This window comes from Rhodococcus sp. 114MFTsu3.1 (assembly GCF_000383555.1).
In the GTDB taxonomy this organism is placed as follows: Bacteria; Actinomycetota; Actinomycetes; order Mycobacteriales; family Mycobacteriaceae; genus Rhodococcoides; species Rhodococcoides fascians_E.
This window is the reverse complement of record NZ_KB911556.1, coordinates 1-18,857: the sequence shown is the minus strand read 5'-3', so window position 1 is coordinate 18,857 and position 18,857 is coordinate 1. Positions and strand designations below refer to the sequence as shown.

Below are 18,857 nucleotides of genomic sequence, written 5' to 3'. Positions count from 1 at the left end.
CCGGAGACCCCAGGATGGGCTCGTGACCACATCGGAATTGATGACAATCGGCGCATTCGCCCGCGCAACAGGGTTGACCCCCGGTGCCCTGCGCTTCTACGCGGACTCGTCTCTCCTGGAGCCCGCCAGGATCGACGAGACCACCGGCTACCGCTACTACGCGCCGGGGCAGCTCGAGCAGGCCGAGGTGATCCGGAGCCTGCGGCAGATCGACATGCCGTTGGACATGATCGAGTCGGTCCTCGCCGGCGACGCCTCACCGATCGATCGGCACGTTGGCACCCTGACCGATCAGGCGCGGCTGGCGGCCCGTTCCGCCACCGCCGTACACGCAACACTCGACACCGAAAGCAGGAAGCCAATGTTCACTGTCAACGGCCCGGTTCTCGCCGCCGCACTCGATCAGACCCTCACCGCGACGTCGCATCACCCCGAGCATCCCGTCCTCGCCGGGGTGTACCTGGAATGGCGGGACGACACGCTGACCATGACCGCGACCGATCGATTCAGGCTGGTGTCCCGGTCGCTGGTCGCGAAAGCGGTTGCAACCGAGACCGAATGGACCGCAGTGGTCGACGGGGACGATCTGCGGTCCGCGGTCCAATCCATCAGACAGCACCATCGAGTGCAGGTGGATCGCACCCCCTCGGCGGTGACCTTCCGGCCGGGCGACGACCGTGCCCGCATCCTTGCGGCCGAGTTTCCGGACTACCGCGCAATGCTCGGCGCGCTACCGGACGTCACCACCCGAATGGTCGTCGCCAAGTCGACGTTGCTGTCGATGCTCGACACCGAGAACGAGTACATCGATTTCACCACGTCCGACATGGATGCAACCGTGTCCGGACCCGACGTGGACATGGCGTTCGCCGTGACCACCCTGTACCCGGCCGTCGTGGCAGCGCTCGGCCCCGACGTCATGATCGACGTGTCGGGTCCGGAGTACCCGGTGGTGATTCGCTCCGCGGACAGCGGCGACCTCACCACTCTCGCGATGCCCGTCGACCGGAAGCTGCTACTGTCGCGTTCGTGACCGCGACCCACGTGACAGCCGATGTGCTGGTGAGGCGTCGCACCGTCGATTTCGGACTGGTCTGCTCTTCGCGTTGTTGCGCGTCCTGATCCAACCAATCAGGTCAGCACCCAACACACCTCACGAAGGGGACAGTCATGTCCACAGCTCTGTCGCACCTCGGATCCGTCACCAGCGCAACCAAGAACGCAGTCGACGCCGATCCACACAACGCCCTCGTCGTCTTCCGTGCATCCGCAGCCGCGCACGATGCCGTCGCCAGCACGGTCACGCTCGGCAAGTTCAGTGTCGAGGTGGACGAACCGCCCGCCCTCGGCGGCGAGAACACCGCGGCCAACCCCGTCGAGTACTACCTCGCGTCTCTGCTGTCCTGCCAGGTCGTGACCTACCGGGTCTGGGCGGACAAGCTCGGTATCGCGGTCGACGACATCACCGCGCGTGCCGAGGGTGACCTCGACGTTCGGGGCTTCTTCGGCTTCGACGACTCGGTTCGGGCCGGGTTCGGCGAGGTCCGAGTGATCGTCAAGGTCACCGGGCCGGAATCGCGTGAGCGCTACGAGGAACTGCAGGAAGCGGTGGACGCGCACTGCCCGGTCCTCGATCTCACACGCAACCGGACGCCGGTGCACACGACCCTCGAAACGGCCTGACGGATGAGCGAGAGGTCGTTCGGTCTCCGAACGCGCGCGATACATGCAGGTGCCAGACCCGATTCCGAGACCGGCGCGCGGGCGGTACCGATCTACTCGACCGCGAGCTACGTGTTCGAGGACTCGGCGGACGCCGGCGACCTCTTCGCTCTGCAGAAGTACGGAAACGTCTACAGCCGGATCGCCAATCCCACCGTCGCCGCCTTCGAGGAGCGCATCGCCAGCCTCGAAGGCGGCATCGGAGCGGTCGCATTCGCCAGCGGCCTGGCTGCGGAGTTCGCAGTGTTCGCCGCGCTCGCCGGCACCGGTGACCACATCGTCGCGGCAGCGGGGTTGTACGGCGGCACCATCACACAACTCGACGTCACGCTGCGACGGTTCGGTGTGGACACCACGTTCGTTCCGGGAACCGACCCGGCGGACTACGCAGCAGCGGTGACCGACCGGACGAAGCTGATCTACGTGGAGGTCATCGGCAACCCGTCGGGTGACATTGCCGATCTGGAAGGCCTCGCCGTCGTCGCCCACGAGCACGGAATCCCGCTCGTCGTGGACGCCACCATGGCAACGCCGGTGTTGTGCCGCCCGATCGAGTTCGGCGCCGACATCGTCGTCCACTCGGCGACCAAATTCCTCGGTGGTCACGGGTCGACGCTCGGAGGAGTGGTCGTCGAATCCGGCAGATTCGACTGGGGCTCGGGTCGATTCCCGCAGATGACCGAACCTGTCGCGTCGTACGGAGGCCTGTCCTGGTGGGGGAACTTCGGCGAGTACGGCTTCCTGACGAAACTTCGCAGTGAACAACTACGCGACATCGGTGGGTCCCTGGCCGCGCAGTCGGCGTTCACCCTGATACAGGGCGTGGAGACCTTGCCGCAGCGGATGGAGGCACACGTGCAGAACGCCCGCGACGTGGCAGCCTGGCTCGACGCCGATCCGCGAGTGGACTACGTCGCGTTCTCGGGTCTGCCGAGCCATCCCCACCACGAGCGTGCCGCGAAATACCTTCCGTCGGGACCTGGTGCAGTGTTCACCTTCGGGGTCGACGGCGGCAGGGACGCCGGCCGAGCATTCGTCGAGAACGTCCGAATCGCGAGCCACGTAGCGAACATCGGCGATGTGCGCACACTCGTCATTCACCCGGCCAGTACGACACACCGCCAGTTGACCGACGATCAACTACACGAGGCCGGTGTCCGGCCCGAGGCCGTCCGCATCAGCGTCGGGCTCGAGGACATCGACGACATCGAGTGGGACCTCGACCAGGCGCTCACGGCGGCAACGGGACGGGAGCGGTCATGACCATCAGGCAGATCCTGCAGCAGACCACGTCGGTCGCGATCGTCGGCGCATCGAAAAACCCATCGCGTGCAAGCTATTTCGTGAACAAGTATCTGTCGTCGACGAGCGCGTACGACATCTACCTCGTCAACCCCACGATCACCGAGATCGAGGGCACGCCGGTGTATCCCACACTTGCCGACCTTCCGGTGAGACCGGACCTCGTCGACGTCTTTCGCAAACACGACGACCTGCCGTCCGTGTTGGCGGAAACAATTGCCGTCCAAGCGAAAACGATCTGGCTGCAACTCGGACTCGTACACGACGAGGTCGCGCGCGACGCCGAACGCGCTGGACTGTCCGTGGTGATGGACAAGTGCCTGAAGATCGAGCACGCACGGTTCCACGGCGGACTTCACCTTGCCGGTTTCGATACCGGCGTCATCGACTCACGGAGGCGTCTAGCATTATGACCATGACCGAGCAGCCCCGAACCGTCGCATTCGTGCAAGCCACCTGGCACAAGGAACTCGTCGATCGAGCACGCGAGGGTTTCGTCGCCGAATTCGGTGCCGACGTCGAGATTTTCGAGGTACCGGGCGCGTTCGAAATTCCGCTGCACGCCCAGCGGCTCGCACGGACCGGCCGCTACGCGGCCATCGTCGCCGCAGCCCTGGTGGTCGACGGCGGAATCTACCGACACGAATTCGTGGAAACCGCCGTCATCGACGGCCTCATGCGGGTCCAACTGGACACCGACGTTCCCGTCTTCTCGGTGGTACTGACTCCGCACCACTTCCACGAACACGCCGATCACACCGACTTCTTCGCCGACCACCTCGAGAAGAAAGGCGTCGAGGCGGCACGGGCAGTCACACGAACCCTGGAATCGCTGAACTCGATCGGCTAGAGCGCGCACCTGGCATCGCCGGCGCTCGGGGTGATCGAGCGCTGCCGAACCTTCATGCGCATGTTCTGCGGCTTCAGCGTCAACGATTCCTGGATGTCCAGTTCGTAGCCGTCTTCGAGGTCGAAGTCGAAGGACCGCACCAAGTGCGCGAGCGTCAGCACCGATTCGTGTAGCGCGAACTGACGCCCGATGCAGCCGCGCATTCCGGTTCCGAACGGCTTGTACGCCTGGGCCGGGCGAGATTTCGAGCGGGCCGACGAGAAACGATCAGGATCGAAGACGTGAGAATCCGGGCCCCAGATCGGGTCGCGGTGCAACCCGAGTGTCAGGACGAATGCCCACTCACCGGCCTTCATCGGATATCTGCCGTCCGCCAACGACGTGTCCTGACGCGCCTTGCGGAAGTAACCGGGAGCCGACGGCCAGAGACGTAGCGTCTCGTCGACGACGCTGCGGGTGTAGCGCAACTTGGAGACGTCCGCGTAGCTCACCACGTCGGATGCGTTGTCCGCCTCTTGGCGGACTCGGGCGGCGACATGGGGATGTGTCGCGAGGAAGTACAACGCGAACGCCAAGGTACCCGCGGTGGTTTCGTTTCCCGCGACGAGGAACGTCAGAACCTGGTGGCGAATGTTCACCTTGTCGAGCAGTTCCCCGGTCTCGGGATCGGGGGTGTGCAGCATGAGGTCGAGCAGGTCGTCGTGACGAGTCTCTGTGTCCAGCATCCTTTTCCGAATGACGTCGTCGACCACGCCGTGCACGTACTCGATGTCGCGCTCGTTCCGGACCCGAGCTTTCCTGTCGAACAACCGCATGAACGGCAGGTCGTTCGACGTCCGGTTCACGTGACCGAGCACGCGGACTATCGCGGAGACGAATGCGTCGTCGTCTCGTCGGAACGAGTCGAAGCTGTAGCCGAACCCGGCGCGGGCCATGTTCTCCAGTGTCAGCTTGTTCAGATCGGCCGCCACGTCGATCGACTGATCGGAGCGTGTCCGCCAGTGCGAGGTGAGCTCGTTCGCCACGTCCTGCATGACGTGGTGATGACGTTGCATTGCATCCCGGCTGAATCCTGGCATCAGAACTCGATGTGCCGCACCCCAGTTGGGCTCGGAGTTGAACGCGGTGAACAAGCCGTCGCCACCCAGTGCGCGCAGCTTGCGATGCGGGAGTGCGAGAAACTTGGCGAACCGTGTCTCGTCGTTCAGCTCGGCGACCAGATCAGCACCGCTGACCACGACAAGGCGGTGCGACAGGATCTTCCGTTCGAATATCGGTCCCAATTCCGACGCCATCTTCAGTTCACGCTGGGTCGGTTTTGCCGCATCGATGCTGAGGATGTCACCCACTATCGGGAGGCGGAATCGAGGTTTGGGAATTGTCACGCCGACAGTGTGCCCCATACCGAGCGGATGTTCGATGTGAGAATGCGCTCGTAAGCCTGTGTCGTGGAAGGCGACAGATCAGCTGCGGTGACAGTGGATCCGGACGAGAGGTGCGGATCGTAGGGCACTTCGAGAACGTCGAAGACTCGGTCGAGGTCGCGCCGCACGTCGTCGACCGCCGAGGTGTTCGGTCCTGGAGTGCAGTGCGCGACCACAACAGTGGTGCGGCGCAGTGCTTTCTCACCGGCAGCCAACCCGATCGTGTGGAGCGCAGCCCTCGATCGTCGAACGGCATCGGGCCTCGCAGGGACCACGAGCACCACAGCTGCCGACGGCCCGCTCCGCAGTGGGTTCGCGCTGTCGCGTTCCACACTTCCGTGCCCGAAATCGTAGATCGCCGCGTCGGTCGTGCAGGTCAGATGCCAATCGAGACGGCCGAAGTCGGGGTCGATCGAGTCCGGCCACGCCCGACCCAGCACTTGTGCCCCGGTACTGGTGGTCGACAACTCGACGCCGACATACCCCGATTCGACGGTCGCTGCGGTGACAGTGTTGTCGGCGGCGCGTTCGACGAGATCACCGCCGCCGACGGTCGCGTCGACGACCACCACGGACTTCCCGTGCAGCGAAAGAGCATTGGCAAGACCGACCGACGTCGTCGTGGTCCCGGCCCCGCCGCACGCCCCGAGTACCAACGTCACACTCATGGAGCGCCTTCTCGACAGATTCGGTGCAACGTCCGGGCCGAGCGTCAAGCCGCGGGAAGCTCCCAAGCGGAAGCGCGGGGGTCAGTATACAACCGGCAAATCAGTCGTTCGCGTGCAGAGCAGCGTTCAACTCGACGCCGGTGCCCTTCCACGGAACGACCTCCACCGCACCGGACACGGAGTTCCGACGGAAGAGCAGATTGCTCTTTCCGCTGAGCGTCGCAGCCTTGACCACGGTGCCGTCGGGACCGGACACCTTGGTGCCCGCGGTGATGTAGAGACCGGCCTCCACCACGCAGTCGTCACCGAGCGAGATACCCAGACCGGAGTTGGCGCCGAGCAGGCAGCTCTTACCCACCGAGATGACGTTCTTTCCGCCGCCGGACAACGTACCCATGATGGACGCGCCGCCGCCGACGTCGGAACCGTCGCCGACGACGACTCCGGCCGAGATACGACCCTCGACCATCGAGTTGCCGAGCGTCCCGGCGTTGAAGTTCACGAAGCCCTCGTGCATGACGGTGGTACCGCTGGCCAGGTGTGCACCGAGGCGCACACGGTCGGCGTCGGCGATCCGCACGCCGGAGGGGGCGACGTAGTCGACGAGGCGGGGGAACTTGTCGATCGAGTACACGGTGACCTGGCCGCGGGCACGAAGGCGAGCGCGAACGGTCTCGAAGCCCTCCACCGCAGCCGGGCCGAAGTTGGTCCACACGACGTTGGCGAGGAATCCGAACTGGCCGTCGAGGTTGACACCGTGCGGCTGCACGAGCCGGTGAGAGAGCAGGTGTAGGCGAAGGTAGACGTCGTGCGCATCGACAGGTGCATCGTCGACGGACGCAATGGTGGTGCGCACGGCCACGACGTCGACGCCGCGAGCCTCGTCCGGGCCGACGAGTGCCGCGAGCTCGGCGGGGATGTCCGCACCGTCGAGTCGGGTGGTGCCGGAATCGGTGTAGTCCCCGAGCTCAGGGCTCGGGTACCAGGTGTCGAGTACGACTCCGCCGGTGGTGATGTTGGCAAGACCGATTGCAGATGCTCCCTGTGCGCTCACAGGTATCGAGAATACGGTGTGGGTGCGCAGGGTGTGGACACGGCCGATGGATGTCACCGCCGGGGTGTAGACATGAACGTAGGTAGCGGGGAGCCATCGACGTGTGGGGGACGAACGTGCGCGTAGCGAAACGAATTCGGACAGCAGTGACAGCAGTGACCGTGGCGGCGGTTGCCGCCACCGGCGCGGTGCTCGTCGGGACACCGGCCGCGTCCGCGGCACCGGACTGCGCGGCCGCTGCGGCACCGGTCCGAGTCGGTTCGGTCGGCGGCGCGGCGCTCGAAGGACTCGCCGTCGACTCGGCGGGCAGGCTCTACACGACGGACATCATCACCGGAGGCGTCTTCCGGATCGACGCACCTGGGCTTCCCGCCTACGAGATCGCGCGTGTCCCCGGCGGCGGTGGCGCGCTCGCCTGGATGCCCGACGGCACCCTGCTCGTCGGCTACGGAGCCAACCCGACCGTCATCGTCGGCGACATCGTCAAGGCAGCCGGGATCGTGCGGTTGAATATCGACACGCTCGAGACCAGCACGTTCGCCACCGGCCTCAGCGCAGCCAACGGTCTTGCCGTGGCCGACGACGAAACTGTGTACGCGACAAACGATTTCGGTAGCCTGGTCGGCCAGGTCGCGCCGGACGGAACGGTGAACCCCGCGTGGGCGCGGCTACCCAGTGCCAACGGCGCGGTGCTCGACGACGCTGGTCGGTACCTGTACGTCTCCAGAACGTTCGTGAACTCGGGCGTCAGCAGAATTCCCATCGCGAACCCGTCCGCACCGGAGAGCATTCTCGACCTGAACGGACTCGACTCGCTCAGCGCACCGGACGGGCTCACCCTCGATTCCGCCGGCCGTCCGGTCGTGCCGCTGAACACCCGAGGCCAGATCGTCCGAATCGATGCGCCCGGGCAGTACTGCGTCCTCGGCAGCGGAATCCCCACCTCGAGCGTCGTGATCTACGGACGGGGCGAGCAGGGCTTCTCCAGCGGACGGCTGTTCCGGGCGGGCTTCGACGGGTCGGTGTACGAGATCCCCGGCGGCCGCGACCTCGGCTAGAGCTTAAAATCGTCCGATGAGTGTTCCCCGCCTGGACTTGCACGCCGACCCGATCGACCTGACAGCCGCACTCGTCGACATCCCCAGCGTCTCCGAGGACGAGTCGGTGATCGCCGACGCCGTCGAAGCCGCACTGCGCGAGCAGACAACCGGGTTCGAGATCGTCAGGAACGGCAACGCTGTACTCGCGCGGACACACCGCGGCCTGCCCACTCGCGTGATGCTCGCCGGGCACCTCGACACCGTTCCGATCGCGGACAACGTGCCGAGCCGTCGTGAACGCGACCACGCCGACGGCGACGTGATCCACGGTTGCGGCACGGTCGACATGAAATCCGGGGACGCAGTCTTTCTGCACCTGGCGGCCACCGTCGACGCTGCCCACGACCTGACCTTGGTCTTCTACGACTGCGAGGAAATCGCGGCGTCCAAGAACGGGCTCGGCCGCATCGAACGTGAACTGCCGGAGTGGTTGCAGGCGGACGTCGCCGTTCTGGGTGAGCCGTCGGGAGGGTTCATCGAGGCCGGCTGCCAGGGCACTCTGCGGGTGCGCCTGACGGCGAGTGGCACCCGTGCGCACAGTGCCCGATCATGGCTGGGAGACAACGCCGTTCACAAACTCGGTGCAGTGCTGGACCGGCTGACGGCATACGAAGCCCGGCAGGTCGACATCGACGGCTGTGTCTACCGCGAAGGACTGCAAGCGGTGCGCATCTCCGGAGGCGTCGCGGGAAACGTCGTCCCCGACGCCGCCGAGCTCGACGTCAACTTCCGATTCGCCCCCGACCGCAGCGTCGAGCAGGCCGTCGGTCATGTTCGCGACGTGTTCGCCGGGCTCGATGTCGGCGTCGAGGTCACCGACTCGTCGCCCGGTGCACTGCCCGGCCTCGGAGCTCCTGCCGCGGCTGCGCTGATCGAGGCCGCAGGTGGCCAATTCCGCGCCAAGTACGGGTGGACCGACGTCTCCAGGTTCTCCGCTCTCGGTATCCCCGCCGTGAACTACGGGCCGGGCGACCCGAATCTGGCGCACAAGCGTGACGAGCGGGTGCCGACAGCACAGATCACCGACGTCGCAGCAGTCCTTCGTGCCTATCTCTCGAAGTCGTGAAGGGCCGCCGGATAGCCTGTCCGCATGGACGACGACAAGGCAGCTAGGCACAAGGGTTCGGTGGTGTTGCGGCGCGGACGCAACTCCGAGACGTCCACTTCGGATCAGCGCCTGCTGGATCAACGCGGCCCCGGCAACTGGATCCACACCGACACGTGGCGGGTGCTCCGCATCCAGAGTGAATTTGTCGAAGGGTTCGGTGCGCTCGCCGAGGTGCCAAGGGCCGTCACGGTATTCGGCTCCGCCCGCACCCCGCAGGATCACCCGGAGTACGAGCGCAGCCGGCAGCTCGGACAAAGCCTCGCCGAGGCCGGATTCGCCGTCATCACCGGTGGCGGGCCCGGCGTCATGGAAGGAGCCAACCGCGGCGCATCCGACGCCGACGGCTTCTCCATCGGCCTCGGAATCGAGCTGCCGTTCGAGCAGGGACTCAACGACTGGGTCGATCTCGGCGTAAACTTCCGCTACTTCTTCGTCCGAAAGACGATGTTCGTCAAGTACTCCCAGGCATTCGTGTGCCTACCCGGCGGATTCGGCACCCTCGACGAACTGTTCGAGGCACTCACCCTCGTTCAGACCCGGAAAGTCACCAGGTTCCCGATCATCCTGCTGGGCACCGACTTCTGGTCCGGTCTGATCGAGTGGATCAAGAACACCCTCGTCGCCGAAGGCAAGGTCTCGCCGTCCGACCTGGAACTCATCCACTGCACGGACAGCGTCGAGGAAGCCGTGCGGATCATCGAAAGCACAACGGGGGAGCAGTCATGAGTTGGAATGTGTGCGTGTACTGCGCGTCGGGGCCCGTCGATCGGTCGTTCATCGACTTGGCGCGCGAGCTGGGAACGGAGATCGGACGCCGAGGGTGGGGGCTGGTGTCCGGCGGCGGCAACGTGTCGATGATGGGCGCCGTCGCGGAGGCAGCTCGCGCGGCAGGCGCGAACACCGTCGGCGTGATCCCGAAGGCGCTCGTCCACCGTGAAGTCGCCGACGTCGACGCCGACGAACTGATCGTCACCGACACCATGCGCGAGCGAAAGAAGATCATGGAGGACCGCGCCGACGCGTTCATCACGTTGCCGGGAGGGATCGGGACGCTCGAGGAACTGTTCGAGACCTGGACAGCGGGTTACCTGGGAATGCACGCCAAACCGATCGTTCTGCTGGACCCGGTCGGTCACTACGACGGACTCCTGCAGTGGATCGACAGCCTGTCCTCGACGGGATTCGTGCAACAGCGGGCCCTGGACGCGCTGGTCAGAACCGACACCGTCCGGGGTGCACTGGATGCATGCGCGGAGCCTGCGGAGTGACCTCGAAAACGGCCGGGAGCGGAGCCTGCGGAGTGACCTCGAATTCGGACGTTACTCTGGAGTAAGGTTAGCAAGGTCACATCGGACTAAGGGGAGTTCATGGCTGTCGATGCCCGTCAGAAGATCAAGGTGACCGACGTCGCCGTCGCGTTGCCGAAAATGGTGACGGAGGTGCCCAGCCTGCTTCGGGGTGTCGCCGGGTTCACCCGCAAACCCCATCACAAGGCGTCGATCGGCCTCGTGTTCCAGTATGCTGCGGCGAAGAACGGTGACAGGCCGTTCGTGCGGTTCGAAGGGGAGTCCACGTCCTACGCGGACGCCAACGCGATCGTCAATCGTTACGCTGCCGTCTTCGCGGACCGGGGTGTGACGCGCGGGGATGTCGTCGGGGTGTTGAGCAAGAACCGCCCGGAGGCTCTGTTCGCGGCGTTGGCTGCGGTGAAGCTCGGTGCGACGGCTGGAATGCTGAACTACAACCAGCGTGGTGACGTGCTCGAGCACAGCCTGGGAATTCTCGATGCGAAGGTCCTGGTATTCGACGAGAACACGCAGGAGGCACTCGATTCGCTCGAGGCTGCTCCGCAGGCCGGTTCGGTGCTGCCGCTGAAGGAACTGGACGAGCTGTCGCAGAAGGCGTCGCCGAAGAATCCTTCGGTCACCGCGGAGATCCTGGCGAAGGAGAAGGCGTTCTACATCTTCACCTCGGGCACGACGGGAATGCCGAAGGCGAGCCTGATGAGCCATTTCCGGTGGCTCAAGTCGATGTCCGGTCTGGGCAACATGGGTGTGCGTCTGCGTAGCGACGACGTCATCTACTGCTGCCTGCCGCTCTATCACAACAATGCTCTGACGGTGACGCTGTCCTCGGTGCTCGCCGGTGGTGCGACGATGGCGATCGGCAAGCAGTTCTCGGTCAGCAATTTCTGGGAAGACATCAAGGTCAACAAGGCCACGGCGTTCACCTACATCGGTGAGCTGTGCCGGTACCTGCTCACCCAGCCGAAGAAGGCGACCGACCGGGACAACACGATCAAGCTCGTCGTCGGCAACGGCCTTCGCCCGGAGATCTGGGAGGAGTTCACCGAACGGTTCGGCATCCAACGCGTCGCCGAGTTCTACGGCGCCAGCGAGTGCAACATCGCCTTCATCAATGCGCTGAACATGAAGAAGACCGCGGGCATCTGCCCGCTGCCGTACGCGGTGGTCGAGTACGACGAGGAGTCCGGCAAGGCCAAGCGCGGTCAGAACGGCAAGCTGCGGAAGGTCGGGACCGGTGAGGTCGGTCTGCTGCTCTCCAAGGTCACCGATCGCGCCCCGTTCGACGGCTACTCCGACGACGAGGCCACCGAGAAGAAGCTCGTCCGCGACGGGTTCAAGGACGGCGACGCATGGTTCGACACCGGCGACCTCGTGCGTAAGCAGGGTTTCCTGCACGTCGCTTTCGTCGACCGCCTCGGCGACACGTTCCGCTGGAAGGGTGAGAACGTCGCGACCACGCAGGTGGAAGGTGCCCTCGGCGGCCATTCCGCCATCGACGGTGCCGTCGTCTACGGCGTCGACATCGACGGTGCCGACGGCAAGGCAGGCATGGCTGCGGTGACGTTGCGCGACGGTGAGTCGTTCGACGGCAAAGCCGTCGCAGCGCATCTGTACGACAAGCTTCCGACGTACGCCGTGCCGTTGTTCGTGCGCGTCGTCGACAGCCTCGAACAGACGTCCACGTTCAAGAGCCAGAAGGTCGCCCTCCGCAAGCTCGGCTACGAGGAGGACGGCGAGAGCGAGCTCTACGTGCTGCGCGGCAAGTCCGGCGGTTACGACAAGGCGTACGACGGTTACGTCGACGAGGTCGCGGCAGGTAAGGCGCCCAGCAGCAAATAATGCCCGTGCCAGTATTGAAAGCATGAGCACTCTCTGCGGCAAGCCGGTGGCCGACGATCGCGCGCTCGTCATGGCGATCGTCAACCGCACTCCTGATTCCTTCTACGACAAGGGTGCGAACTTCACCGACGAGGCGGCGATGGCGTCGGTCCATCGCGCCGTCGCCGAGGGTGCCGACATGGTCGACATCGGCGGCGTCAAGGCGGGCCCGGGTGTGCTCGTCGACGCTGCCGAGGAGATCCGTCGCGTCGTTCCGTTCGTCGAGGCGATCCGCGGTGAGTACCCGGATCTGCTGATCAGTGTCGATACCTGGCGTAGCGACGTGGCGAGGCTTGCGTGCGGTGTCGGTGCCGATCTCATCAACGACACGTGGGCCGGGGCGGACCCTGGCCTCGTCGGGGTGGCCGCCGAGGAAGGCGTCGGCATTGTCTGCTCGCACACCGGAGGTGCCACACCGCGTACCCGACCACACCGTGTTCGCTATACCGATGTCGTTGCCGATGTCGTCGAGGAAGTGACAGCCGCGGCCGAGAAAGCTGTTGCCGCGGGTGTGCGTCGCGACTCGATTCTCGTCGATCCGACCCATGATTTCGGCAAAAACACCTTCCACGGGCTCGAGTTGTTGCGTCGCGTGGACGTTCTTGTAAACACCGGATGGCCAGTGCTCATGGCGCTGAGCAACAAGGATTTTATCGGGGAGACTCTAGGTGTAGAACTCGCCGACCGGTTGGAGGGAACATTGGCAGCGACAGCATTGGCCGCAGCAGGCGGCGCCCGAATGTTCCGGGTGCACGAGGTTGCGTCGACCAGAAGAGTCGTAGACATGGTTGCGGCGATACAGGGAAACAGGGCTCCGGTGCGGACCGTCAGGGGGCTGGCATGACGCTTGCGGACCGAACCACCGTCCTGGATTCATGGGCGGACACGAATACGTGGGACACCCCGTCGTGGTCCATCGCCGAACTCGAGGCAGCGAAGGCGGGCCGCACCGTTTCCGTCGTACTGCCTGCGCTCGACGAGGAAGACACCGTCGCGGCAGTAGTGGATACCATCCACCCGTTGCTCGGTGGTCTCGTCGACGAACTGATCGTCCTGGACTCCGGGTCGACCGACGCCACCGCCGAACGTGCCACCGCCGCCGGCGCACGAGTGATCAGTCGCGAGGAAGCAATTCCCGGACTCGACCCGGTCAAGGGCAAAGGTGAAGTGCTGTGGCGAGCGATCGCTGCCTCGACGGGTGATCTGATCGCGTTCGTCGACTCCGATCTGATCAACCCGGACCCGGCGTTCGTACCCAAGCTCCTCGGCCCCCTGCTGATGGGCGACGGTATCCATTTGGTGAAGGGCTACTACCGACGTCCGTTGCGCACCAGCGGCACCGAGGACGCCAACGGCGGTGGCAGGGTCACCGAACTGGTTGCCCGGCCGATGCTCGCCGCCATGCGCCCGGAGCTCACCGGCGTGATCCAACCGCTGGGCGGGGAGTACGCGGGAACGAGAGAACTCCTCTCCGCGGTGCCGTTCGCGCCCGGCTACGGCGTGGAGATCGGGCTGCTGCTCGACACCTACGACAAACTGGGACTCGGCGCGATCGGTCAGGTCAATCTCGGTGTCCGCAAACACCGCAACCGCCCGCTGGTGGAACTGGGCGCGATGAGCCGTCAGATCGTGGGCACCATGTTGAACCGCTGCGGAATGGTGGACTCGGGGGCCGGACTGATGCAGTTCCGCGTCGACGGAGATTCCTTCGTGCCGTTCTCCACCGAGGTGTCGCTGGCCGATCGACCCGCCATCAACACCTTGCACGTGTAACGCGCAGAACCGTTCGAGAGCAGGGCTGTGAGAAGATTCTGCGATGCTGACGCTTCTGCTGTACGTCGTCGTCATCGCGGTCATCGCAGCCCTGCTCTTCTTCGTCGCAAGTGCCGTGTTCGGTCGCGGTGAAGAGCTCGAACCATTGCCCGAGGGGACGACGGCCACCGTCCTACCTGCCGAGGGCGTGACCGGCGACGACGTGAAAGACCTCAAGTTCCAGCAGACGTTGCGTGGCTACAAGCCCAGCGAAGTCGACTGGGCCCTGGAACGACTCGCCGCGGAGATCGACCTGCTCCGGTCGCGCCTGGACGATACGACGAACGTGGACAAGTGACGGCCGTACCCGGCCCCGACGGTAAGCTGCGGTGCCCGTGGCGAGCAACCGACGACGAGCTGTACCGGACCTATCACGACACCGAATGGGGTCGTGAACTCCACGGCCGAGACGCCCTGTACGAACGATTGTGTCTCGAAGCGTTCCAGTCCGGATTGGCGTGGATCACGATCCTGCGCAAGCGCGAGAACTTCCGTCGCGCCTTCGCCGGATTCGATCCGGAGAAGGTCGCGGCATTCGGCGCCGCGGACACCGAGCGGCTGATGCAGGACAGTTCGATCGTGCGCAACCGCGCCAAGATCGACGCAGCCATCGGCAACGCGAGGGTGATCCTCGACCTGGACCCCGACCTCGATTCGCTGCTCTGGTCGTTCGCTCCGGCCCCGCGAGGACAGCGTCTCGATTCGATATCGGACGTACCTGCGGTGACCACCGAATCCACCGCGATGGCCAAGGATCTCAAGCGTCGTGGGCTGCGGTTCTTCGGTCCGACCACGGCTTACGCATTGATGCAGGCCACCGGAATGGTCGACGATCACCTGACGGGATGTTGGGTGAAGTCCCCGAATACCGACTCCAGTTCCCGGTATCGGTCCCGATAGGGAAGAATGGAGCGCAAGAACCATTCTCGCTCACGGCGAGAACACTTTTTTGGCCGAAGCGCAGAGCTGGGTGGCGCAGATCTGGAGGGAGCAGAGGATGGCGGCGATGAAGCCCCGGACCGGGGACGGTCCCCTCGAAGCAACCAAAGAGGGACGAGGGATCGTGATGAGGGTGCCGCTCGAAGGCGGAGGACGCCTGGTCGTCGAGCTCACCCCTGACGAGGCAGCCGCCCTCGGTGAAGAGCTGAAAGGCGTCACCGGTTAACTGTTTTTCGTTTCTGTGCCCAGCCCCGCTTGCCGATTCCGGCAGGTGGGGCTTAGTGGTGGTCGGGGTGCGCGGTAGGCGGGGTGTGTCGTGCTCGCCGACGTGATCGACCTGCTCGTCTGCCCGCACTGCGGCTCCGACCTCGACGTGGAGGACCGCACTCTTCTGTGCGATCGAGGGCATTCGTTCGACGTCGCACGTCAGGGATACGTCAGTCTCCAACCGGGCAGCGCAGGCAAGATCACCGGCGACTCACCGGACATGATCGCGGCCCGCACCGCGTTCCTGAGCGCCGGCCACTTCGACCGGGTGACGGCGGCCCTCGTCGACGCGGTCGGTGCGTCTCGCACCGTGCTCGAGATCGGCGTCGGCAGCGGTCATTATCTGGCGGCCGTCCTCGATCGCACCGGTGGACGCGGAATCGGCATCGACGTGTCCAAGGCCGCGGCTCGTCGTGCGGCGCAGGCTCATCCCGCGATCGGGTCCGTGGTCGCCGACGTCTGGAACGGTCTACCCGTCCGTTCCGGCTCGCTCGACGCGATCACCTGTGTCTTCTCGCCGCGCAACGCCGCAGAATCCAGGCGGGTCCTCGCACCGGGAGGCAGGCTCGTCGTCGTCACCCCCACCGTCCGGCATCAACAGGAACTGATCGGCGAACTCGGCCTCATCGGCGTGGACGAGGACAAGGCCAGGCGGCTCGGTGATTCCCTGTCCGGAGGGTTCGACCAGGTGGACCGGACAGCCGTCGAATACCGCATGGAGCTCACCCACGCCGAGGTGGGCAGCCTCGTCGGGATGGGTCCGTCCGTTCGGCACACCACCGAAGCGGACAGGCGTGCCGCAATCGAATCCTTGTCCGAGCCGGTGGCCGTGACCGCGTCGGTCGTCGTCGGAACCTACGAGCGACGGGCGAGCGCCGCGGAGTAGACGTCCAGCGTCTGCTGAGCGATGGCCGCCCACGAGAATTCTGCGACGGCACGGGCACGACCGGCCTTGCCCATCGAAGCCGCGAGCGTCGGATCCAGCGCGACCTCGTTGACCGTCCGGGCCAGAGCCTGCTCGAACGCCTGCGGTTCGTATGCGTTGTAGTGCACGAGGCGACCGGTGACACCGTCGTCGACGACCTCCGGGATGCCGCCGACGTCGGACGCGACCACCGCGGTTTCCGCTGCCATGGCCTCGAGGTTGACGATGCCCAGTGGCTCGTACACCGACGGGCAGACGAAAACCTGTGACGCAGAAAGTATTTCGCGGATCTTTTCGGTGGGAAGCATTTCGCGCACCCAGTGGACGCCGTCGCGCGCAGCGGACAGCTCGGCAACCGCACGTTCGGTCTCCGCGGCGATCTCCGGAGTATCGGGAGCGCCCGCGCAGAGCACCAGCTGAATCGACGGATCGAAATGGTGCGCGGCCGCGATCAGATGCCCGACGCCCTTCTGGCGCGTGATCCGCCCGACGAACGCGACGATCGGCCGATCCAGGTCGACACCGATGGCGTCCAACGCGGAATCCGACGGATCCGCGGCGGGTCCGGCGTGCCAGTTCTCGGTGTCTATTCCGTTGCGCACCACATGAACACGCTGCGGGTCCAGGCGCGGGTAGGCATCGAGGACGTCCTTGGCCATGCCCTCGCTGACGGCGATGACCGCGTCGGCGTACTCGACGGCATTGCGCTCGGACCACGACGAGATGCGGTAGCCGCCGCCCAGCTGCTCGGCCTTCCACGGACGGCGAGGCTCGAGCGAATGCGCGGTGAGGATGTGCGGAACGTCGTACAACTCCGCGGCCAGGTGGCCGGCGAGACCGGTGTACCAGGTGTGCGAGTGCACCACGTCCGCGTCCGCCGCGGCGTTCGCCATTCGCAGCTCCGCCGACAGGGTCGTCAGCGCCGCATTGGCGCCTTTCAGTGCCGGATCGGGATCATGGACGTGCGCGGTGTCCCGCGGCGCACCCATGCAGTGGATGTCGACCTCGCACAGCGCTTTCAGCTGCGCCGCGAGTTCGGTGACATGCACCCCGGCGCCTCCGTAGACCTCCGGCGGGTATTCCCTAGTCATCATCGCCACGCGCACATCTGTAAACCTACATTCCCGCGGTGAAACGCGTGTACTGCTAGCAAGCTTCACCCAGTGCGGATAGGTTGGCTCTGTGAGGACACAACCGCATGTTCTAGGGATCGTGCTTGCCGGCGGTGAGGGTAAGCGGCTCTACCCCATGACCGCGGACAGAGCAAAGCCAGCCGTACCGTTCGGCGGCGCCTACCGACTGATCGACTTCGTTCTGAGCAATCTCGTCAACGCCGGATACCTCCGGCTGTGCGTGCTGACCCAGTACAAGTCCCATTCACTGGACCGCCACATCTCCCAGACCTGGAGGCTGTCCGGATTCGCCGGCGAGTACATCACCCCGGTGCCGGCGCAGCAACGCCTCGGCCCACGCTGGTACACCGGCAGCGCCGACGCCATCTTCCAGTCGCTCAACCTCGTCTACGACGAAGACCCCGAGTACATAGTCGTTTTCGGTGCCGACCACGTCTACCGCATGGACCCCGAGCAGATGGTCCAGCAGCACATCGACTCCGGTGCAGGCGTCACCGTCGCCGGGATCAGGGTGCCGCGCAGCGAGGCCTTCGCGTTCGGATGCATCGACAGCGACGAGAACGGCAAGATAACCCAGTTCCTGGAAAAGCCCGCTCAGCCTCCGGGCACACCCGACGACCCCAACGTCACCTACGCATCGATGGGCAACTACGTCTTCACGACGAAAGTGCTGATCGACGCCATCAAAGCGGACTCGGAGAACTCCGACTCCGACCACGACATGGGCGGCGACATCATTCCCGCACTCGTCGAAGCCGGTGTCGCCTCGGTCTACGACTTCAACGACAACGTCGTACCCGGCGCCACCGAACGCGACCGCGGATACTGGCGCGACGTCGGAACCATCGACGCCTTCTACGACGCACACATGGACCTGGTGTCCGTGCACCCGATCTTCAACCTCTACAACCGCCGCTGGCCCATCCGCGGCGCCGCCGAGAACCTCCCACCCGCCAAGTTCGTGCAGGGCGGGCTCGCGCAGGAATCCGTCGTCGGCGCCGGATGCATTCTCTCCGCCGCGACCGTCCGCAATTCGGTGCTCAGTTCCAACGTGATGATCGACGACGGTGCCACCGTCGAAGGCAGCGTCCTCATGCCAGGTGTACGCATCGGCAAGGGCGCAGTGGTTCGCCGGGCGATCCTGGACAAGAACGTCGTCGTCGGGCCCGGCGAAATCATCGGCGTCGACATGGAACGCGACAACGAACGCTTCAACGTCTCCGCAGGCGGCGTCGTCTCCGTCGGCAAGGGCGTCTGGATCTGACGGGAGTGGAGCCTGCGGAGACCCGAGGTCAGCTGCGCGAAGCCCCGGGAGTGGAGCCTGCGAAATGACCCAAGGTCAGCTGCGCGAAGCCCCGGGAGTGGAGC

21 protein-coding genes are annotated in these 18,857 nt (G+C 65.2%); 17 read left to right on the top strand and 4 right to left on the bottom strand.

Annotated elements, in window-relative coordinates; genetic code table 11:
• Positions 1-22: 22 nt before the first annotated feature.
• The 5 genes from H292_RS0120695 (at position 23) to H292_RS0120675 (ending at position 3,874) form a co-directional block, all read left to right on the top strand.
• Positions 23-1,033, top strand: a complete 1,011-nt coding sequence (locus tag H292_RS0120695; RefSeq protein ID WP_020112606.1) for a DNA polymerase III subunit beta family protein — start codon at positions 23-25, stop codon at positions 1,031-1,033.
• 137 nt (positions 1,034-1,170) lie between these two features.
• Positions 1,171-1,683, top strand: coding sequence for an OsmC family protein (locus H292_RS0120690; protein WP_019665406.1), 513 nt, complete (start codon positions 1,171-1,173; stop codon positions 1,681-1,683).
• 3 nt (positions 1,684-1,686) lie between these two features.
• Complete coding sequence (locus tag H292_RS0120685; RefSeq protein WP_020112605.1) at positions 1,687-2,985, top strand: O-acetylhomoserine aminocarboxypropyltransferase/cysteine synthase family protein; 1,299 nt, start codon at positions 1,687-1,689, stop codon at positions 2,983-2,985.
• Entirely contained in the window at positions 2,982-3,437 is a 456-nt protein-coding gene (locus H292_RS0120680; RefSeq protein ID WP_027498955.1) for a CoA-binding protein, read from the top strand. Before H292_RS0120685 ends, H292_RS0120680 begins: the two co-directional genes overlap by 4 nt.
• Positions 3,434-3,874 (top strand): 6,7-dimethyl-8-ribityllumazine synthase, encoded by a 441-nt coding sequence (locus H292_RS0120675; protein ID WP_020112603.1) that lies wholly within the window; start codon positions 3,434-3,436, stop codon positions 3,872-3,874. The genes H292_RS0120680 and H292_RS0120675 overlap by 4 nt, the downstream gene beginning before the upstream one ends.
• Here the strand turns inward: H292_RS0120675 and H292_RS0120670 are convergent.
• The 3 genes from H292_RS0120670 to dapD form a co-directional block, all read right to left on the bottom strand.
• Positions 3,871-5,277 carry a cytochrome P450 gene (locus tag H292_RS0120670; RefSeq protein ID WP_020112602.1) on the bottom strand — a complete coding sequence of 469 codons (1,407 nt, stop codon included), beginning with the start codon at positions 5,275-5,277 and terminating at the stop codon, positions 3,871-3,873. The genes H292_RS0120675 and H292_RS0120670 overlap by 4 nt on opposite strands.
• A complete protein-coding gene (locus H292_RS0120665) occupies positions 5,256-5,966 on the bottom strand; it encodes a MinD/ParA family ATP-binding protein (RefSeq protein WP_020112601.1) in 711 nt (236 codons plus the stop codon). The genes H292_RS0120670 and H292_RS0120665 overlap by 22 nt, the downstream gene beginning before the upstream one ends.
• 100 nt (positions 5,967-6,066) lie before the next feature.
• Positions 6,067-7,020, bottom strand: a complete 954-nt coding sequence (dapD, locus tag H292_RS0120660; protein WP_019665400.1) for a 2,3,4,5-tetrahydropyridine-2,6-dicarboxylate N-succinyltransferase — start codon at positions 7,018-7,020, stop codon at positions 6,067-6,069.
• Between the two features lie 155 nt (positions 7,021-7,175).
• Between dapD and H292_RS0120655 the strand changes: the two genes are divergently transcribed.
• The 11 genes from H292_RS0120655 to H292_RS27280 all read left to right on the top strand — a co-directional run bounded on the left by H292_RS0120655 (position 7,176) and on the right by H292_RS27280 (position 16,317).
• The gene (locus H292_RS0120655; RefSeq protein WP_143547008.1) at positions 7,176-8,078 is read left to right on the top strand and encodes an SMP-30/gluconolactonase/LRE family protein; all 903 of its coding nucleotides are present in this window, start codon (positions 7,176-7,178) and stop codon (positions 8,076-8,078) included.
• A gap of 16 nt (positions 8,079-8,094) precedes the next feature.
• Positions 8,095-9,186: a succinyl-diaminopimelate desuccinylase gene (gene dapE, locus H292_RS0120650; protein WP_020112599.1), complete on the top strand. Its 1,092-nt coding sequence runs from the start codon at positions 8,095-8,097 to the stop codon at positions 9,184-9,186.
• Positions 9,187-9,210: 24 nt separating this feature from the next.
• Entirely contained in the window at positions 9,211-9,954 is a 744-nt protein-coding gene (locus H292_RS0120645) for a TIGR00730 family Rossman fold protein (RefSeq protein WP_019665397.1), read from the top strand.
• Positions 9,951-10,496 (top strand): TIGR00730 family Rossman fold protein, encoded by a 546-nt coding sequence (locus tag H292_RS0120640; protein WP_019665396.1) that lies wholly within the window; start codon positions 9,951-9,953, stop codon positions 10,494-10,496. Before H292_RS0120645 ends, H292_RS0120640 begins: the two co-directional genes overlap by 4 nt.
• 99 nt (positions 10,497-10,595) lie before the next feature.
• Complete coding sequence (locus H292_RS0120635) at positions 10,596-12,374, top strand: long-chain-acyl-CoA synthetase (protein ID WP_020112598.1); 1,779 nt, start codon at positions 10,596-10,598, stop codon at positions 12,372-12,374.
• A gap of 22 nt (positions 12,375-12,396) precedes the next feature.
• The gene (gene folP, locus H292_RS0120630; RefSeq protein WP_019665394.1) at positions 12,397-13,257 is read left to right on the top strand and encodes a dihydropteroate synthase; all 861 of its coding nucleotides are present in this window, start codon (positions 12,397-12,399) and stop codon (positions 13,255-13,257) included.
• The gene (locus H292_RS0120625) at positions 13,254-14,186 is read left to right on the top strand and encodes a glucosyl-3-phosphoglycerate synthase (RefSeq protein WP_019665393.1); all 933 of its coding nucleotides are present in this window, start codon (positions 13,254-13,256) and stop codon (positions 14,184-14,186) included. The genes folP and H292_RS0120625 overlap by 4 nt, the downstream gene beginning before the upstream one ends.
• A 43-nt stretch (positions 14,187-14,229) precedes the next feature.
• Positions 14,230-14,523, top strand: coding sequence for a DivIVA domain-containing protein (locus H292_RS0120620; RefSeq protein ID WP_019665392.1), 294 nt, complete (start codon positions 14,230-14,232; stop codon positions 14,521-14,523).
• Positions 14,520-15,125, top strand: coding sequence for a DNA-3-methyladenine glycosylase I (locus H292_RS0120615; protein WP_020112597.1), 606 nt, complete (start codon positions 14,520-14,522; stop codon positions 15,123-15,125). Before H292_RS0120620 ends, H292_RS0120615 begins: the two co-directional genes overlap by 4 nt.
• Before the next feature lie 97 nt (positions 15,126-15,222).
• Positions 15,223-15,390, top strand: a complete 168-nt coding sequence (locus H292_RS0120610; protein ID WP_068369835.1) for a DUF3117 domain-containing protein — start codon at positions 15,223-15,225, stop codon at positions 15,388-15,390.
• A gap of 90 nt (positions 15,391-15,480) precedes the next feature.
• Positions 15,481-16,317: a putative RNA methyltransferase gene (locus H292_RS27280; protein WP_020112596.1), complete on the top strand. Its 837-nt coding sequence runs from the start codon at positions 15,481-15,483 to the stop codon at positions 16,315-16,317.
• Here the strand turns inward: H292_RS27280 and glgA are convergent.
• On the bottom strand, positions 16,287-17,462 hold the full coding sequence (gene glgA / locus H292_RS0120590; RefSeq protein ID WP_026347837.1) for a glycogen synthase: 1,176 nt from the start codon (positions 17,460-17,462) through the stop codon (positions 16,287-16,289). The two genes, H292_RS27280 and glgA, sit on opposite strands and share 31 nt — an antisense overlap.
• 76 nt (positions 17,463-17,538) lie before the next feature.
• Between glgA and glgC the strand changes: the two genes are divergently transcribed.
• Positions 17,539-18,753, top strand: coding sequence for a glucose-1-phosphate adenylyltransferase (gene glgC, locus H292_RS0120585; RefSeq protein ID WP_026347836.1), 1,215 nt, complete (start codon positions 17,539-17,541; stop codon positions 18,751-18,753).
• Positions 18,754-18,857 lie beyond the last annotated feature (104 nt).

Excerpts from the sequence above, each read along its gene's own strand:
- H292_RS0120645 (WP_019665397.1), top strand. The coding sequence starts at position 9,211 with ATGGACGACGACAAGGCAGCTAGGCACAAGGGTTCGGTGGTGTTGCGG.
- H292_RS0120635 (WP_020112598.1), top strand. The coding sequence starts at position 10,596 with ATGGCTGTCGATGCCCGTCAGAAGATCAAGGTGACCGACGTCGCCGTC.
- H292_RS0120620 (WP_019665392.1), top strand. The coding sequence starts at position 14,230 with ATGCTGACGCTTCTGCTGTACGTCGTCGTCATCGCGGTCATCGCAGCC.
- folP (WP_019665394.1), top strand. The coding sequence starts at position 12,397 with ATGAGCACTCTCTGCGGCAAGCCGGTGGCCGACGATCGCGCGCTCGTC.
- H292_RS0120685 (WP_020112605.1), top strand. The coding sequence starts at position 1,687 with ATGAGCGAGAGGTCGTTCGGTCTCCGAACGCGCGCGATACATGCAGGT.
- H292_RS0120690 (WP_019665406.1), top strand. The coding sequence starts at position 1,171 with ATGTCCACAGCTCTGTCGCACCTCGGATCCGTCACCAGCGCAACCAAG.
- H292_RS0120640 (WP_019665396.1), top strand. The coding sequence starts at position 9,951 with ATGAGTTGGAATGTGTGCGTGTACTGCGCGTCGGGGCCCGTCGATCGG.
- dapE (WP_020112599.1), top strand. The coding sequence starts at position 8,095 with ATGAGTGTTCCCCGCCTGGACTTGCACGCCGACCCGATCGACCTGACA.
- H292_RS0120665 (WP_020112601.1), bottom strand. The coding sequence starts at position 5,966 with ATGAGTGTGACGTTGGTACTCGGGGCGTGCGGCGGGGCCGGGACCACG.
- H292_RS0120675 (WP_020112603.1), top strand. The coding sequence starts at position 3,434 with ATGACCATGACCGAGCAGCCCCGAACCGTCGCATTCGTGCAAGCCACC.
- H292_RS0120670 (WP_020112602.1), bottom strand. The coding sequence starts at position 5,277 with ATGGGGCACACTGTCGGCGTGACAATTCCCAAACCTCGATTCCGCCTC.
- H292_RS0120680 (WP_027498955.1), top strand. The coding sequence starts at position 2,982 with ATGACCATCAGGCAGATCCTGCAGCAGACCACGTCGGTCGCGATCGTC.
- H292_RS0120610 (WP_068369835.1), top strand. The coding sequence starts at position 15,223 with ATGGCGGCGATGAAGCCCCGGACCGGGGACGGTCCCCTCGAAGCAACC.
- H292_RS0120625 (WP_019665393.1), top strand. The coding sequence starts at position 13,254 with ATGACGCTTGCGGACCGAACCACCGTCCTGGATTCATGGGCGGACACG.